General features: G+C 50.9%; 14 protein-coding genes. 1 reads left to right on the forward strand and 13 read right to left on the reverse strand.

The window, feature by feature from the left end:
- Positions 1-248: 248 nt before the first annotated feature.
- The 12 genes from JWG88_RS09190 to JWG88_RS09245 form a co-directional block, all read right to left on the reverse strand.
- Positions 249-3,284, reverse strand: a complete 3,036-nt coding sequence (locus tag JWG88_RS09190) for a UDP-N-acetylmuramoyl-L-alanyl-D-glutamate--2,6-diaminopimelate ligase (protein WP_205233434.1) — start codon at positions 3,282-3,284, stop codon at positions 249-251.
- 35 nt (positions 3,285-3,319) lie between these two features.
- Complete coding sequence (locus JWG88_RS09195; RefSeq protein WP_240194390.1) at positions 3,320-5,089, reverse strand: PASTA domain-containing protein; 1,770 nt, start codon at positions 5,087-5,089, stop codon at positions 3,320-3,322.
- Positions 5,090-5,152: 63 nt separating this feature from the next.
- Complete coding sequence (locus JWG88_RS09200; protein WP_205233436.1) at positions 5,153-5,518, reverse strand: hypothetical protein; 366 nt, start codon at positions 5,516-5,518, stop codon at positions 5,153-5,155.
- Between the two features lie 16 nt (positions 5,519-5,534).
- A complete protein-coding gene (gene rsmH / locus JWG88_RS09205; protein WP_205233437.1) occupies positions 5,535-6,431 on the reverse strand; it encodes a 16S rRNA (cytosine(1402)-N(4))-methyltransferase RsmH in 897 nt (298 codons plus the stop codon).
- Entirely contained in the window at positions 6,431-6,904 is a 474-nt protein-coding gene (gene mraZ / locus JWG88_RS09210; protein ID WP_205233438.1) for a division/cell wall cluster transcriptional repressor MraZ, read from the reverse strand. Before mraZ ends, rsmH begins: the two co-directional genes overlap by 1 nt.
- Before the next feature lie 520 nt (positions 6,905-7,424).
- The gene (panB, locus tag JWG88_RS09215) at positions 7,425-8,270 is read right to left on the reverse strand and encodes a 3-methyl-2-oxobutanoate hydroxymethyltransferase (RefSeq protein ID WP_205233439.1); all 846 of its coding nucleotides are present in this window, start codon (positions 8,268-8,270) and stop codon (positions 7,425-7,427) included.
- A 242-nt stretch (positions 8,271-8,512) separates the two neighbouring features.
- Positions 8,513-9,571 (reverse strand): Holliday junction branch migration DNA helicase RuvB, encoded by a 1,059-nt coding sequence (ruvB, locus tag JWG88_RS09220; RefSeq protein WP_205233440.1) that lies wholly within the window; start codon positions 9,569-9,571, stop codon positions 8,513-8,515.
- A complete protein-coding gene (ruvA, locus tag JWG88_RS09225) occupies positions 9,568-10,191 on the reverse strand; it encodes a Holliday junction branch migration protein RuvA (protein WP_205233441.1) in 624 nt (207 codons plus the stop codon). Before ruvA ends, ruvB begins: the two co-directional genes overlap by 4 nt.
- A complete protein-coding gene (gene ruvC / locus JWG88_RS09230) occupies positions 10,188-10,667 on the reverse strand; it encodes a crossover junction endodeoxyribonuclease RuvC (RefSeq protein ID WP_205233442.1) in 480 nt (159 codons plus the stop codon). The genes ruvA and ruvC overlap by 4 nt, the downstream gene beginning before the upstream one ends.
- Positions 10,668-10,727: 60 nt before the next feature.
- Positions 10,728-11,480: a YebC/PmpR family DNA-binding transcriptional regulator gene (locus JWG88_RS09235; protein WP_205233443.1), complete on the reverse strand. Its 753-nt coding sequence runs from the start codon at positions 11,478-11,480 to the stop codon at positions 10,728-10,730.
- A gap of 94 nt (positions 11,481-11,574) precedes the next feature.
- Entirely contained in the window at positions 11,575-12,171 is a 597-nt protein-coding gene (locus tag JWG88_RS09240) for an SAM-dependent methyltransferase (protein WP_205233444.1), read from the reverse strand.
- A 194-nt stretch (positions 12,172-12,365) separates the two neighbouring features.
- A complete protein-coding gene (locus JWG88_RS09245; protein ID WP_205233445.1) occupies positions 12,366-13,802 on the reverse strand; it encodes a tRNA nucleotidyltransferase/poly(A) polymerase-related protein in 1,437 nt (478 codons plus the stop codon).
- A gap of 293 nt (positions 13,803-14,095) precedes the next feature.
- On the opposite strand from JWG88_RS09245, the gene JWG88_RS09250 reads away from it, so the two are divergent.
- Positions 14,096-15,049, forward strand: a complete 954-nt coding sequence (locus JWG88_RS09250; RefSeq protein WP_205233446.1) for a tRNA dihydrouridine synthase — start codon at positions 14,096-14,098, stop codon at positions 15,047-15,049.
- A gap of 31 nt (positions 15,050-15,080) precedes the next feature.
- Here JWG88_RS09250 and JWG88_RS09255 read toward each other — a convergent pair whose 3' ends face one another.
- Entirely contained in the window at positions 15,081-16,130 is a 1,050-nt protein-coding gene (locus tag JWG88_RS09255) for a thiamine biosynthesis protein (RefSeq protein WP_205233447.1), read from the reverse strand.
- Positions 16,131-16,196 lie beyond the last annotated feature (66 nt).

Here is a 16,196-nt window from a genome sequence, read left to right on the forward strand (position 1 = left end):
AGAGTGCAACTTTTAAAAATGACCTGCCCTGTTCGCGGGGGATGAGTCGTTAATTTTTGTGATTCGGTAATTATTTGTAACTATTCAGGTTGATCCGTTTATTTGGCCAACCACCTGTCTGTAACTGTTTAGAGGTAAGCCTAGACTCCAGGTGCTCCAGATGCTTGCAAGCAGCCTGGGAAACTATGGTGTACCTATGTTTCTCGGGCTGATCGCGCGCAGATGGGGTGCTGCTGAACAGAAGCCGGTCAGGCGGTCAGCTGTTCCACCACCGTTTCCAGCCGCATCCCTCTGGAGGCCTTCACCAGCACCCAGGAATCCCGGGACAGCACTCCCTTTTTTTCCAGATTCCTGATCCAGCCCGGAATATCCGCCTTATCGCTAAAAACCACTATTTTTTCATTGTCCATTCCCGCAGAAGCAGCTCCAGCGGCCAGCCGCTCTGCACAGGACCCCACTACAAGAAGAGCGGACAGGCCGGATTGAGCGGCAATTCCTCCGATTTTTTCGTGTGCGGCATCGCTTGATGCGCCAAGTTCCAGCATATCGCCGAGTACCGCTATTTTGTAGCCGCCGCTCATCCCGGCAAGCGCAGCCAGCCCGGCGGCCATCGAAGCAGGATTCGCGTTATAGGTATCATTCAGGATAGAATATCCAGCCGCAGCCCTGACTACCTGCAATCTTCCGGCGGTTGATGAAAAGGCCTCCAGTCCCTGCACTATAACCTCTATATTTATTCCGGCACCATAAGCAATTGCAGCGGCAGCAAGGCTGTTAGCCACATTATGCCTGCCCGGCACCTTCAGGTTGACCATGCGGGTTTCACCGGGTAAATGCAGCTGAAAAGAAACGTTGCCGTCTTCCCGGGTACATACGGCAGTGGCTGAAATATCCGCATTCCTTGACTGCGGTTCAATCATCGACCAGCTAACCTTTCGCCGGCTGCATTTTTCCGCGGCTTCGCGCACATATTCATCATCAAGATTGACGATGAGCAATCCGTCCGCTCCGGTGTTCCGAAAAAGCTCCGCCTTTTCTCCGGCGACTCCTTCGATTGAACCAAGACCCAGCAAATGGGCACCATGAACGTTTATAATACAACTGATATCCGGATCGGCAATGGTCGTCAGCCTGGAAATTTCACCAGGCTGATTCATGCCCATCTCCAGCACCGCCGCTGTGTGTTTCAACTGCAGAGGAAGAAGAGAGAGAGGCAGTCCGATGAGGTTATTAAAATTCCCGGGAGTTTTCAAAATCCTGCCGCATGGCTGGTCCGTGCTATCCGGCCATCGCCGCTCGAATATCGAGGCGGTCATCCCCTTTACTGTGGTTTTTCCGGTGCTGCCGGTGATTCCCACAACAAGTGGAGCTGAAAGCCGGGCCATTTTCCTGCGTCGGTACCCCGCAAGGTTGCCAAGTGCAGCGAGAGTATCTTCCACGATAAAAACCGGCAGCTCTATATTGCTGCCGATACGGGTGGCATCCGAGACGATCAGAGCAGCAGCTCCTTGCGCCACAGCCCTGTCAAGATAATCATGTCCGTCGAAATTCTCACCCTGCAATGCCACAAAAACCTGATCCTTCTCAATGCTCCTGCTGTCCGTGCATATCCCGCTGAAATAAAAATTATCCTGAAAACCGGGGGCAGCAACACCAAGGGCCTCGGCAACACTCTGCATGTCCCAGGACAGAAAGGCCTCTCTTACTTCCAGGGCGTCGTCGAAATAGCGTTTTCCCGTATTGGTCAACTGATATTTCTCATGTCCCTTGCCGGCAATGACAACAACATCATGGTGCGCTGCACTGTGTACCGCATTGTGAATTGCCAAGCGCCTGTCGGGGATGACCACGAAACCGTCTTCCTGCCCTGCCGTCAGCAGCCAATCCACAGGCTTCTGCGGTTTATTTTCAGAGTGAATCCCCGTCAGTATCTGCTCAAGGATGCGTTGGGCCGGCTCCGTTCGGGGATTGTCATCGGTGACAATGGCGACATTGGCTAATCGGGCTGCAATCCTGCCCATCTCGGGCCGTTTGGCACTATCTCTATCACCGCCGCAGCCAAACACACACAACAGTCGATCATGGGGAAGTCCCTTCAAGGTACTCAGCACATTAAGAAGGGCATCGGGAGTGTGGGCGTAGTCGACAAATGTTACCGCCTTCGAGTTTTCTTCTCCTTTCAAGGTAATACGTTCCAGTCTACCGGGAGCGCCTGTCGCCTTGTGCAGCGAATTAACAGCCTCTGCCAGATCAAGCCTCATGGTCTCGGCAATGGCAAGTGTAGTTATGAGATTATCGGCATTAAAGCGCCCCACCAGAGGCGATACCAGCGAAAACTCGCGACCTCCGGCGAGTAAGGTGAGTACGGTTCTGTCGATCTCGACATCTATCTTAAGAGGTTGGACGATGCCGGCTTTTTCCCTGCCGCAGGTGACGAAATCGATACCTCGTTCCTGCACAAGCAGACGAAGAGCGGAGGACCATTTGTTGTCGAGAGCATCATCGCTGTCCTTAAAGGTGATAATGGCTTTCCCCGATTCTTTCAGATAATGGTAAAAAAGAAGGGTTTTCGCCAGAAAATACTCCTCCATGGAAAGATGGTAATCCAGATGATCGTGGGAGAGATTGGAAAATACTGCAATATCGAATTGTATGCTGCCCAGCCTTTGCTGTGCCAGTGCATGTGAACTCACTTCCATCAAAACCGTGGTGACACCGGCGGCTGCCATCTGCTGCAGCAATTTCTGCAGAATTACCGGATCCGGGGTTGTGAAGGGGGCGGGATATTCGTATTTTTCACCGTTACGGTCTGCATATCTGTAGTTTATGGTGCCGATCACGCCAACCTGCCTGCCCTGATCTTCAAGCACCTTTTCCAGCAGATAAGTGATTGTGGTCTTGCCGTTGGTTCCGGTTATACCGATAAAGTTGAGCCTTTTCTCGGGATAGTCGTAAAAAGCAGCGGCAATTTCTCCCAGGGCCTTCCTGCTGTCCTCAACCTCAAGAACCGTGACCTGCGGCGCTGCGGTAAAAAGGTTTACATCCACCTTTTTTTTCTCCACCAGCACGGCACAACACCCACTGCTGATAGCGGAAGCCACAAAAGCGTGGCCATCATTTTTTTCGCCACCCAAGGCAACAAACAGTGCTCCATACGCCGCCATTCTGGAATCCGTCACCACCGAATCGATATAGACTTCAGCGGGGTCTGGTCCCTGAAGATGGAAGCAGGAAACCTGTTCCAGTATCTGCCTGAGGATTTTTTTCTCTGCCTTCTCTACCATTTAGACCTGCTATAAAAAATACCGGTAAATCTTCATTAGTGCGGTTTAAGCACCAATCTGCACAGCTCTCCCTGCTTGATCTGTATGCCCGGAGGAGGCATCTGCTCAACTACCACACCAGTGCCGCTGATCTGGATTTCAAGTTTCAAATCCTGAAGGTTGCGCAGGCTCTTGCGCAGACTGAGTCCTTTTAGATCAGGCATGGCCCGGTTGGGTTCGATTATGGTTCTGTCTGCTAAAGCAGCATTTTTTCCGACTTCTTTTTGTAGCTGAAAATTCATTTCGTTTTGCTCCTCCGCTGTCATCATGTCAGAGAGATTAGACATTACTTTTTGCATTGCAACCATCGATGTGGTCAACCGATGTGCTGAGTCCGCAATAGTAAAACTGCTCTTCGTTTTCGCAGGTACTGGAGAAAAGGGAGGGAGTTGCGCGAAAACGAAGAGCATGAGCTCGGGCTTTTCCTTGGGGATCAGAGAAATAAACATCCGGTTATCATCATATTTCCGCCCCTTGTCGGACTCGGAAAAAGACAGCGTCGAGGTTTCTAAAAATCCGGAAGAAAGCGGACCTGTATCCATCTGCTCTTTAAGCATGTTGATAAACTCAGCGGTGGCCTGGGGTGCCAGGGCCTGATCTCTTTTATCAATATACAGGCGTTGGACTCTCCCGTCTCCACCGGCCATGCGCTCAATCATATGCGGAACAGGCCAGCTGGCGCCCTGGATCAAGCCATTAACGGCGGCAGCTATCTGCAACGGAGTTGCTCTTTCGGCAATAGAGTCGAAACTGTTGGGGCTCTCCATTCTTTGCGGGGTGTCCACCGCTTTCAGCTGGCCGCCTTCATGCTTGATAAAGTCCACGTCAAGCGGATCATTAAGACCTAAACGATCCCAGAGCTGCAGCTGGCTGCCAAGGTTTCTTGCCCCCGATTGAACGCTCCAGGGCAACACGTTGCCGTGTTTCTCATAGTGAGACTGAATCAATGATGCGTCCCAAAAAAGTTTTCGTATCTGTTCCGGCACCACCACAGGCTGCGCCAGTATATTTTCAAGCTCTACCCAGCTGTAGTCATGAAAGCGATTAGGATCAAAGGAAGGGAAAACCGCCTCTCCGATTATTTTCCCTGATTCACATTCCATAAACACGGCGGAAAGCCGCGTATTTTTCTCCTTCCCACCCAGCTCCGCCACCAGCTTTTCGAGGATTTTCTGTATCTTCAGGTCAAGGGTCAGAACCAGAAATCTGCCCGAATTGGCAACGTTCTCTCTTTCCTCAACGACTTCTTCAACAGTTGGAAGGGAGGTGCTATACCTGTTCAGCAGGGAATTATATCTAAACTCCACTCCGGCCAACCCCATGCTCTTGCCTACAAATCCAACGGCATGAGCCGCCGTTGTTTTTTCCGGGTAATACCTTGCTCTCTCCCGGTGCAGATAAATGCCCTGCAGCTTGAGAGCGGCGACATCATCTTCCTCCTCCTGACTGATATTTTTGGCAAGCCAGGCGCGATAATGCTCACTGCCTATCATCTGCTTTATTTCAGCCGGCTCCATGTCGAAAACAGGGGCAAGTGCCGCTGCTGCCTTTTCAGCATCTACGTCCCTGACATCGGCATAAACAGACACCTTATCCAGGGTCACGGCAAGCTCCTTAAAGTTCCTGTCATAGATGGTCCCACGATTATCGAGGAGACTTTCTACCGTGCCACCTTTCATTGTCCCATATTTCATACTGGAAACATCATCGGGTGTCACAAAAAAATGAAGGCCCATCAACAGGGCGGAGCCTGCCAGGACCAACATTACCAACAATCGACCTTTTCCCCTGCGACTACGCAGACGAGATCGTTTTCGCTTATTCATCAATCACATTTTTTGGATTTGCCCTGGAGCAGGCTCAAATAATGACAGCTTCTCAGCCGCGGCAATCTTGACCCGCACAGGAGAGATTAACCTGTCTCTCTGAACGATCAGTTCGCTGCTACTGTTTTCCAGCTGCACCAAATGCTGCTCAGCCGCCTCATATTGCGCCCTGTTGGCATTGATTGCAGAAGCACACCACAGGTTTACACCCAGTACCAGGGGTAAACCCCAGAGCAGCATTTTTCCGACAGCCTTCCATAATAACAATCCGCCAGGCAGATCGAAAACCCGCCGCCGGGATATTTTCTGACGAATTCCGACATGGGCCGCAGAACGAAAATAATTGTTTGCCGTACTATGTATATTCATATTTCCCCCTTCATTTTCAGTCTTTCCTGACTGCTACTCTTAACTTGGCACTGCGGGATCTCGGGTTTTCCCTTACCTCTTCCGGGGAAGCAGTGACAGGCTTAGGCGTTATTACCTTGAAATGGTCATGCTCCCGAAATTTTCTTTTTACTATTCTGTCTTCAAGGCTGTGAAAGGTAATGATACAAAACCTTGCACCAGGCTTGAGGAATCCTACAGCCGCATTGATTATGGAAGAAAGGTTTTCCAGCTCGGTATTGACGGCTATCCGCAACCCCTGAAACGTCTTGGTTGCCACATGTATTTTCTTTGGATGAAATCGTCGCGGTATTGCTCTTGCGACTACACTCGCCAGCTGCTTCGAGGTTGCTATGGGTTCCTTTTTCCTGGAGCTGACAATTTCCGCTGCGATTCTTCGAGCCTGTTTTTCTTCACCGTAATAATAAATAATATCGGCTAGTTCTTCTTCCCTGCAGTTGGCCACCAGCTTTGCCGCCGTCATCCGGCGCCGTGTGTCCATTCGCATATCGAGCGGCTCATCCTGCAGAAAGCTGAACCCTCGTCCCCCCTGTTCAAGCTGCAGGGAGGAAAGACCGATATCGATCAAAAGCCCATCTATTTCATCTACTCCCAATTCGTCCAAACCTTCGGCAAGCTCTGCAAAATTCCGGCGAACGATGGTAATTCTGTTGCCGAACCTCTGCAGCCTTTTCTCAGCGAGAGTGATGGCATTCTCATCCCATTCGAAAGCCACTACCCGGTTGTCCGGTTCACCTGCCTGAAGAATCGATTCGGTATGGCCGCCCAGCCCTAGAGTACCATCCACATACAGACCGCCCGCATGGGGCTGCAGATACTGCAGCACTTCGGCGGCGAGTACCGGGATATGGATGCGCTCCAGGCCGTCAGACATTAGAAGATTCCAATTTTCGACAGCTTTTCTTCGTAACTTTCAAAATTATCCCTGGTGGCCTGATGCGTAGCGTCATAGGCATCCTTATCCCAGATTTCCACCCAGTCCAGCATACCGGTGAGCACCACCTCTTTGCGCAGATTCGCCTCGTTTCTCAAGGTTGGCGGCAGCAGAATCCGTCCCTGCTTGTCGGGAATACATTCCGTAACACTTGAGACAATAAGACGTACAAAATTTTGCATTCCCGGCTGTGCCTTGCCATCAGTCAGTAATTTTGTCTCAAGCTGCTCCCATTCCGCAACCGGATATGCACGCAGATATTTCCCCCAGTTGGTGATCATAAGAATGTCTGATTCGATGTGACGCAGAACTTCCCTGAAGCGACTGGGAAAACTGAGCCGACCTTTTGAATCCAGAATATGCTCTGATCTGCTGCGAAATCTGCTTTTAATTTTTCCGCCCCCACTTACCACATTGACCCACTTTACACCACTTATTCTCAGTTATAGCAGGATCACGCCGCTTGTCAAGAGAAAATAGTACGTGACTTCAACTGCATAGCCCAACTCAAAAACATGCTAAAAACACCACATATCGAGGCTGGCGAAACAAAAACCTACCATATATTGTAATTGATCCCGAAAATGGAAGAAATTTTACCCAACAAAAAAATTCAGTTAAAAGCATGGGCGACAAAAATTTCAATGAAAAATTGAAATGCCCTCACAAGCAGATAGACGGAAAAATTCTGTCTAGAGGAGATACAGAAAGAAGCGGTACTCTAAAGAGGTACCATTTTCGTGGAGGAAAGTGGAAGATTTTGATCGATCGTGGATGTGTGACCCAGGAAAGGGTAGAAATACGGCAGGGCGCTTTCAGAAAGAAATCGATCCGCCAGGAAAGCAGAGATTTCTCGCTCAGAAGCTACTTATTATTTCCTGATTACCTCTAATCTTCAGCTCAAGGCCAGAAAATGCTAAGTTTCAGGGGTAGTCAGATATTGCTTTTTTTCTTAATACCACTATAACTTCTGTCTGTACCAAAGCTATGGGCAGCATCGGGAAAAGTTCCCTCTTTTACTTCCGTGATATATTGTTTGACAGCTCCCTCGATAATCGGTGCCAGATTGGCGTACTTTTTCACAAAACTTGGCGTGAACCCGGTGAACATGCCCAGCATATCCTGATTTACCAGCACCTGACCGTCACAATCGACGCCGGCGCCAATACCGATGGCGGCAATGGAGATCGACTCTGAAATTACTTGAGCAAGTTGAGCGGGGATACATTCCAGAACGATTGAAAAAGCACCTGCTTTCTCCAAAGCCACGGCCTCCTGCAGAAGTCTTGAGGCAGAGCCATCATCTCTGCCCTGAACCTTGTAGCCCCCCATCTGCCCCGCAGTCTGCGGAGTCAAACCGATATGCCCCATTACCGGAATACCTGCACGAACAAGAGCTGCAACGGTTTCACACACCTCCACTCCACCTTCGAGTTTGACGCCGTCCACACCGGCTTCCTTGATAAAACGGACACCGTTGCGTACCGCATCTTCGCCCCCCAATTGGTATGAACCAAAGGGCATATCCCCCACCACAAAGGCCTGTGGGGCACCGCGCCGTACCGCTGCACAATGGTGCAGCATTTCATCCATGGTAACGGGGACGGTCGAATCGTAACCGAGCATAACCATCCCCAGAGAGTCGCCGACGAGCAGAATATCGACGCCGCAGGAGTCAAACAGCCTTGCCATGGAGGCATCGTAGGCGGTCAGCATGGTGAGCCGGCTGCCGGCCGCTTTCATCTCCCTGATTTCTTTTACTGTTTTTCTTTTTTTCATAAGAATACCTGTCTGCTGTTAATGTTCCGGAGGGTATTTCTGGGCAAAGCCGCCTTTCTAAAACCGCAGGCAATTATACTATACTTTGCTGGATGATAATCGTGAACAGGCAATCGTGAACGAACGGTTACTACTAATGATAGTCTCATAAAAATTGCCACGAAGCACTGAGATGGCTGGATAAAAAGTTCAATAACAAGGCACAGTGAATGGGGCTTTCCGGGTTTATCGCAACGCCATCACTAATCATTGTCAAACAATGTCGGCTGCGCCTTGAGTACATTGGCGAATTTTCTGCCGAAGTGCTCATAGGCATTCACCGTTGCCACCCGTCCCCGCGGAGTTCTGTTGAGGAAACCGGACTGAATAAGAAACGGTTCATAAACATCTTCCAGGGTATTCTTCTCCTCACAAACGACGGTGGCAAGGGTTTCAAGGCCGATCGGCCCGCCGTCGAATTTATCGATGATCGTCAGCATAATTCTGCGGTCCATTTCGTCCAGCCCGAAGGCATCGACGCCAAGCATATTCAGCGCCCCGTCAGCAACTTCCCGGGAAACTACCTTATGATTCCCCACCTGGGCGAAATCCCGCACACGGCGCAGCAGTCTGTTGGCAATCCGGGGAGTTCCCCTTGATCTCCGGCCCAGTTCCAGGGCGCCGCCTTCGTCGATCTTCATGGCCAGGATGGAGGCGGAACGCTGCACAATGGCGACCAGTTCCTCTGGGCTGTAGAACTCCAACCGCAAAATCACTCCAAAACGATCGCGCAGAGGCGGAGTCAGAAGCCCTGTTCTGGTGGTGGCCCCAACCAGGGTAAAGCGGGGAAGATCCATTTTCACGGAGCGCGCCCCCGGTCCCTGGCCTATTATCAGATCAAGCTGAAAATCCTCCATGGCGGGGTAGAGTATCTCCTCGACGGCATGATTAAGGCGGTGAATCTCATCGATAAAGAGGACATCACCTTCATGAAGGCTGGTGAGAATGGCGGCAAGATCTCCCTGTCTCTCGATGACCGGACCGGAGGTGACCTTGATCCCGGCATCCATTTCATTGGCAATTATATAGGACAAGGTGGTCTTGCCGAGTCCCGGAAAGCCGTGAAAAAGAACATGATCCAGCGGTTCATCCCTCCCTTTGGCGGCCTCGATAAAAATAGCGAGACTTTGACGGAGCTGTTCCTGGCCGATATACTCATCCAGCCTTTTTGGCCGCAGGCTGTTGTCGTTCATCGATTCCCGTTGTTTAGGCGCTGGACTGACAAGTCTATCGTCTCCACCCAGCTCTTCTTCTATATTCATGCCAGTGTCCGTAATCCCTCTTTCAACATTTCTTCAAGCGACATATCCGCAAAGGGTTCCCGCCCCACGCGTTTCTTCACCGCAACCAGAGCCTGCCGTGCTACCGGATCAGGGTAACCGAGGTTGACCAGGGCCGAGATCACATCCATCATAATCGAACCGGCATTCCGGTTAATCTCAAGATCATCACCATGTTCTGCTAACGTCTCGGAGGCCAGATGTCCCACCTTCTCCTGCAGATCTACGCAGAGTCTCTCCGCGGTTCTTTTGCCCACTCCCTGCAGAGAAGTAAGCAGCTTTATATCCTTGGAACCGATGGCGCGGCACAACTCGCTCACCCTCATGCCGGAAAGGATGGACAGCGCCAGCTTGGGCCCTATCCCCGAGACAGTCTTGAGGATGAGAAACATCTCCTTTTCTTCTTCTTCACGGAATCCATAGAGAATAATGGCATCCTCACGGACATGGGTGTAAATGAAGAGAAAGATATCGGTGTCGCATTCGCCGAGACGGGAGAGACCTTCCGCGGATAAATATACCTCGTATCCGACTCCACCGACATCAACTATGACCCGGTCCTGGTAGCGCAGCAGCAATTTACCTGATAGTGTTGCGATCATATATGTAACTGTAGGGTGTTTGCATGACATATGGCCACAGCCAAGGCATCGGCAGCGTCACTGCTTGGCGCTCCCTTGAGGCAAAGGAGGACCCGTACCATATGCTGGATCTGCTCTTTTTCCGCCTGACCATAGCCGGCAACGGCCTGTTTAATCTTTCTGGGGCTGTAATCATTAACCGAGAGGCCGTTCTGCATGGCCGCCACCACGGCAGCTCCACGCGCCTGGCCGAGTTTAAGTGCCGTCCTTGGATTGGAGGAGAGAAAAACATCCTCGACAGCGGCAACCGTAGGACCATGCATCTGAACCACCTCGTTAATGCCGTCGAAAATCTCATTGAGCCGGACGGAAAAAGGATAGCCCGGGGTTGTCCTGACAATCCCGCAGGCAATAAAGCCGAGTTGCCCTCTGTGCGATTCGATGATGCCGTAGCCGGTAATTCTGGAACCGGGATCAATACCTAGGATGCGTTCCATGACTCCCCGGTTGGCAGTCCGGTCTCAGCCGGCCACCGGCCCTTGCAAAGGTAAACATCCTCAGGAGATCTGCTCCATCAGGGATTCATCGATATCAAAGTTGGCATGAACGTTCTGTACATCATCGTGATCTTCCAGGTTTTCCAGAAGTTTCATCAGGGCTCTGGCAGGATTTTCCTCGGTGATTTCCACGGTATTCTGTGGGATCATGGTAACCGCGGCTTCGACAAACTCAACACCTTTTTCCTCCAGCGCATCGCGAACTTCAGTGAAATTTTCCGGTTCGGTCAATATCTGAAACTCAGTATCCTCTTCAATGACGTCATCGGCTCCGGCCTCCAACGCCAGGTCCATGATCTCCTCTTCCGAATACTTCTCTTTATCAACCTGAATCAGACCCTTCTTTTCGAACATCCAGGCCACACAGCCTGATTCACCGAGATTTCCGGAACTCTTGGCAAAAAAATGGCGGATGTCGGCTACAGTGCGGTTACGGTTGTCGGTCATGCACTCGACGAGCACGGCCACACCGCCGGGCCCATATCCCTCATAGAGGATTTCCTCGTAGACTTCGCCTTCAATTTCACCGGTGCCCTTTTTTATCGCTCTGGCAATATTTTCCTTCGGCATATTTTCTGCCTTTGCCGTGGCAATTGCCGAGCGCAGGCGCGGGTTACCGTCCGGATCACCACCTCCTCCGGTTCTTGCCGCAACGGTGATCTCTTTGATCAGCCGGGTGAAAATTTTGCCGCGCTTGGCGTCTATTGCACCTTTCTTTCTCTTAATAGTTGACCATTTAGAATGTCCTGACATATTTTCTACCTATTTTTAATATCCTTGTAACAACAGCATCCTGCGCTGCCTATTTTACAGTTGAAGTCGTGGTAATAGTCTCTATCAACCCATACTATTTTTCATATTCCATTCCCAGAACAAAAACCTCCCGGCTCTCCGTCCGCGAACTTTTTGGCTTGATGGTTTTTACCATTTTGAATTTTTGCTTGACCTCGTCAAAGAAAGCGGGGAAGTCTTCACCTTGAAAAACTTTGACCAGATAATGCCCTTTGGGATGGAGCAATGTCTCGGCAAGCATAAGTGTGGTGCGTACCAGATTAATCGATTGCTGATGATCTGCCCAGCGATTGCCCGTGGTCTTAGGTGCCAGATCCGAGAGAAGGACCTTGAAAGCCGGGCGGATCTTCCTGACAGCAACAATCATCTCCGGCCTGGTGATATCTTCACATATCCATTGAATATCGGCACTTTCCGGACGATTCCGGTCTTCGGCCTGCTCCAGGTCAACCCCCACCACAATCCCCTTAGGTCCTACTATCTCTGCAGCATAGAGTGACCAGCTTCCGGGATAGCAGCCCAGATCCAGAACACTGTCGCCTCTGCGCAACAGATGGTATTTTCTCTGCACTTCTTCGAGTTTATAGACCGAGCGGGCAGGATACTTGTCTTTTTTTGCCTTTTTTGAATAATAATCGCTTACTTTACGCACGTTTTAGCCCATTTGCCATTCTTTGACAAGTCCAAAGAAGTTCACCATAATCTCCTTTAGTTATCATTTAGTGTAACTATTCAGGTTGATCAGTATTATTTGGCCAACCAGCTGTCTATAACTGTCTAGAGGTAAGCACCCTGACGGGCATAAACTCCGACTCCGGGTGCGGTATGCTGCAGAATAGTTACCATTTAGTTATCATTTTCAATATAGTTTCCTACCCAGGATAAAGCATCTTCCCTGGTCCGGACTTTTTCCTCGACCCGTGCAACCTCCAGCTCATCGAGAATTTCCCTGAAGTAAGGCCCCGGTGAAAGATGAAAAATCCCGATAAGATCATTTCCCGTTACCAGCTTCTCGCCATGGAGTGCCGGCTGCACCAGCTTTTCATCAGCGGTCTTGATTTCATCAAACAGGCAGGAAAGCTCTTGCTCCATATCAGCAGGTTTCAACTCTCCCTGTCCGGCAAGACTGTCCGCCATGGCCAGCACAAACAGTCCCGGCAGCTCATTTCCCGCTTTTTTGCAAATCCTGAGGAGCGCCCTGCGGCTGAGTCGACCCTTTCTGCGCACATTGCTGAGATGAAAAGGATGCATATGCATCTCTATAAGCAAACCGATTCTTTCCGCCTCCACCCTGCTCATGCGCAACCGCCGGGCAATATCTGCAAAAATCTCTCTGCCGACCCGGTCATGATTGTAAAAGGTTATCCTGCCACCCATTGTACCAGATGAAAAGGTTGAGGGCTTGCCCAAATCATGAAAAAGAGCTGACCAGCGTAAACGTCTGCGGCGCGCATCATCACCCAGGTAATCTGTTACCGTCTCGGCGTGTTCGGCGAAATACCTGTTTGGCTCGGCCATCACCCGGTCAAGGCACTGCAGCGCCAGAATGCTGTGATGAAAAACATCCTCATGATGGTAGCCGGGCTGCTCGAGGCCCACGCCCTCTTCAAGCTCCGGCAGTATCTCCCAGAGCAGGCCTGTTCCGGCCATATCTTTAAAAACTTCGGCCGCAGAAGCTGTCGACATGATCCTGTCAAGCTCATAGTGGACACGCTCCATAGCACTCTTGCGGATTTCTTTGCAGTGCTGCCTCACCATGGTGATACATTCATTGTCCATGGTAAAACCTAATTCGGCACGCAGCCGATAGCCCCGCAGCATGCGCAGAGGATCATCAGCAAAGGCCTCGGGACAGCAGCGCAAAATACCTTCCCGGAGATCCCACAGGCCGCCCAGCGGATCGATAAGATGGGCACAGGGTTCATGGCTGTGACGCAGCTCCACGGCCAGGGCATTGATGGAAAAATCACGATGATGAAGTTCCTCTTCAATTGTTTGCGCTCCTTTCCGGAAGGCTGAGAAGTCAATGCAGTTGCCCTGCCAGACCACTCTCGCCGCTTCCTCCGTATCCGTGCCCAGTTTGACCAGAGCGCCGCCATGCAAAACATGCAGCAAATCCCTGCAACATTGCAGAGCACCCTCTTTCACGGTAATATCAAAATCCGCGGGATTCCTGCCGAGCAGCCGGTCCCTCAGGGTTCCGCCGGTGATATAGAAGGGAAAATGGTGCTTCTCCACCAGCGCCACTGCCCTCATGAGTGCTTGAGGGAGAAAGTGCGTCAAAGACGCAGAACCTTGCGTGTTATGAGAATTCTCCATGACAAATACTTTTGTTTAAAAAGAGTGGACTATGTCCATTCGAGAGTGAACTCTGCCGAATATAATGATATAATGCGTCTCTTGCGAGAAATCTCCCTTGATAATCTCGTAAAAAAAAAATCATCGAAGTCGCTGGGATGGACTCTGCAATAAATGCTCGGACGGGCATAAACTCTGACTTCGAGAAACCTCGCTATACTTGGGTGTAATATCGAGTTTTTTTACGAGTCCATCACACCTGTGGTAAATAATAAGGCATGCAGCAATCACAATCTCACTTTTTCTACCTTGCTCCCATCCTTGGCGTGACGGATGCTCTGTTTCGCACTATCTACCATAGCCATTTTCCATTTTTCGATGCAGCCGTTGCACCCTTCATCAATCCCCAGCGTTTCGCTAATTTCAAGGATAAGCTGCTTGCCGACATTCTCCCGGAGAATAATACCGGAAATCTGCCGGTTATTCCGCAGCTCCTCTACAATACCGCCGAAGACTTTATAGTCCTGGGTAAACGGTTGCAGAACCTCGGTTATGCGCACCTCAACTGGAATCTGGGATGCCCCTCCCCGATGGTTGCCGGCAAACAGCGTGGTTCGGGCCTGCTGCCACACCCTGAACGAATCATAGAGATTCTCGAAGCTGTTCGCGCTGAACTGTCGGCGGAGATCTCAGTCAAGACCAGACTTGGTTATGAACATGCCGGCGACCTGGAGAAACTGCTGCCGCTGCTGGAGGAATTTGCACTGAAGGAGATCATCATTCATCCGCGGATCGGCAAACAGCTCTACCGGGGACATGCCGACCCTGATGGATTTGAGCGATGCCGGGCGCTCACCAGCCATTCTCTGGTTTACAATGGCGATATCCTCACGCCTCTTGACTTTGAGCAGCTCTCTCGCCGATTTCCGGAAGTCGATCGCTGGATGATCGGCCGGGGAGCGTTGGCTGATCCTTTCCTGCTTGCGGATATTCGCGGCATCCTGATTCCGCCCGAGCAAAAGAAAAAGAAGATCCGGGAATTTCACGACGACCTCTATGATCAGCTGCAAACACGACATAACGGTCCGGGCCATCTGCTCAGCAAAATGAAGCAGATCTGGGCCTACCTCATCAAATCATTTCCGGAAAATGAGAAAATGCTGAAAAAGATCCGCAAAGCCTCCACGGAGCATAAATACCTCCAGATACTTGAAACGTTATGGGGAAAATAAAGACGGTATATGCCAGTGGACTACCTGCCGATCAAATCATCCAGTCAGGATATTCCTCCCCCACCAGAGGATCACGTATTATCGTCCGGGTCTCGCCATCCTGACGGACCACGATTTTCTGCGGGACATGCCTCCCATCCACCTTTTTGGCATAACGCACCACCAGTCCCATGGCCAGTTCCATATCCGCTGCCAACCGGGCGCGGTCCTGATAGAGCAGGCTGGTCCTGCGCAACAGTGCCCTCGGACCGGGATGGCTCTCCATGCAGATCAGGATATCGTCATTCCTCTTCAATGATGTCAGCCGATCGTTATCCATTTCATCCCTGCCCAGAACCAGCCAGCCTCCGCCGGGCAGAAGAAACTGCCGGCCGGTCATCAGGCAGAGAATATCAGCCGTTTCGATCTTCTCGGGCGGCACCACAAAATCACCGCCATAAATGGCGGCAAAACGTTTGCTGAGAATCGGATCCGCCAGACGGCAGCCGCCTGCCGGAGCAGGAAACTCGCTGATGCCGTAACTTTTTGCCAGGGCAATCTGGCGGGAACGCCCGCGCCCGCTGAAGTCAAGAAGCTTTTGCCGGTCAACCAGTCCCTGCTCTTCCGCTCTGGTGGGTCTCATAAGCCGAGCCGAGAGCGGCCGCAGCAGTATATCCCGACTGCCGGAATCACGTTCGATAACATTGAGGGTATCCCGGCGCTGCGACATGGGACGCTGGCCCAACACCTCTCCCGAGATCAGGAAGGAAGCACCCAGTTCCACCATCATCCGGCGCGCCCTTTCAAACATGAAAATTTTGCAGTCGATGCAGGGATTGAAATTTTTGCCGAACCCATGGACCGGATGATGAAGAAGATCCAGGTAAGACTCGGTGATATCTTCAACGAACACATCGAGAGAATATAATTTCCTGATTTTTTCTTTATACCCCTGGATATCCTGAAGTATGTCATAATCAAAAAAAGGCGAAACAAATTTTACGGCTATTACTTTAATTCCCTGAGAGGCTACGACCCGACTGGCAAGGATGGAGTCGAGGCCGCCGGAAAAAAGAGACAGCGCGGTTACTTCTTTAGTCATTCAGTCCTGCTATATATTTATATTAGTTGCCTTACATCTGAAAACTGCCACTCAGTTCAGCTGGAT

This window comes from Desulfopila inferna, assembly GCF_016919005.1.
Classification (GTDB): domain Bacteria; phylum Desulfobacterota; class Desulfobulbia; order Desulfobulbales; family Desulfocapsaceae; genus Desulfopila_A; species Desulfopila_A inferna.

Bases quoted from the DNA above. Each gene is read 5' to 3' on its own strand.
- JWG88_RS09190 (WP_205233434.1), bottom strand. From the start codon at position 3,284: ATGGTAGAGAAGGCAGAGAAAAAAATCCTCAGGCAGATACTGGAACAG.
- JWG88_RS09195 (WP_240194390.1), bottom strand. From the start codon at position 5,089: ATGTTGGTCCTGGCAGGCTCCGCCCTGTTGATGGGCCTTCATTTTTTT.
- JWG88_RS09200 (WP_205233436.1), bottom strand. From the start codon at position 5,518: ATGAATATACATAGTACGGCAAACAATTATTTTCGTTCTGCGGCCCAT.
- rsmH (WP_205233437.1), bottom strand. From the start codon at position 6,431: ATGTCTGACGGCCTGGAGCGCATCCATATCCCGGTACTCGCCGCCGAA.
- panB (WP_205233439.1), bottom strand. From the start codon at position 8,270: ATGAAAAAAAGAAAAACAGTAAAAGAAATCAGGGAGATGAAAGCGGCC.
- ruvB (WP_205233440.1), bottom strand. From the start codon at position 9,571: ATGAATATAGAAGAAGAGCTGGGTGGAGACGATAGACTTGTCAGTCCA.
- ruvA (WP_205233441.1), bottom strand. From the start codon at position 10,191: ATGATCGCAACACTATCAGGTAAATTGCTGCTGCGCTACCAGGACCGG.
- ruvC (WP_205233442.1), bottom strand. From the start codon at position 10,667: ATGGAACGCATCCTAGGTATTGATCCCGGTTCCAGAATTACCGGCTAC.
- JWG88_RS09235 (WP_205233443.1), bottom strand. From the start codon at position 11,480: ATGTCAGGACATTCTAAATGGTCAACTATTAAGAGAAAGAAAGGTGCA.
- JWG88_RS09250 (WP_205233446.1), top strand. From the start codon at position 14,096: ATGCAGCAATCACAATCTCACTTTTTCTACCTTGCTCCCATCCTTGGC.
- JWG88_RS09255 (WP_205233447.1), bottom strand. From the start codon at position 16,130: ATGACTAAAGAAGTAACCGCGCTGTCTCTTTTTTCCGGCGGCCTCGAC.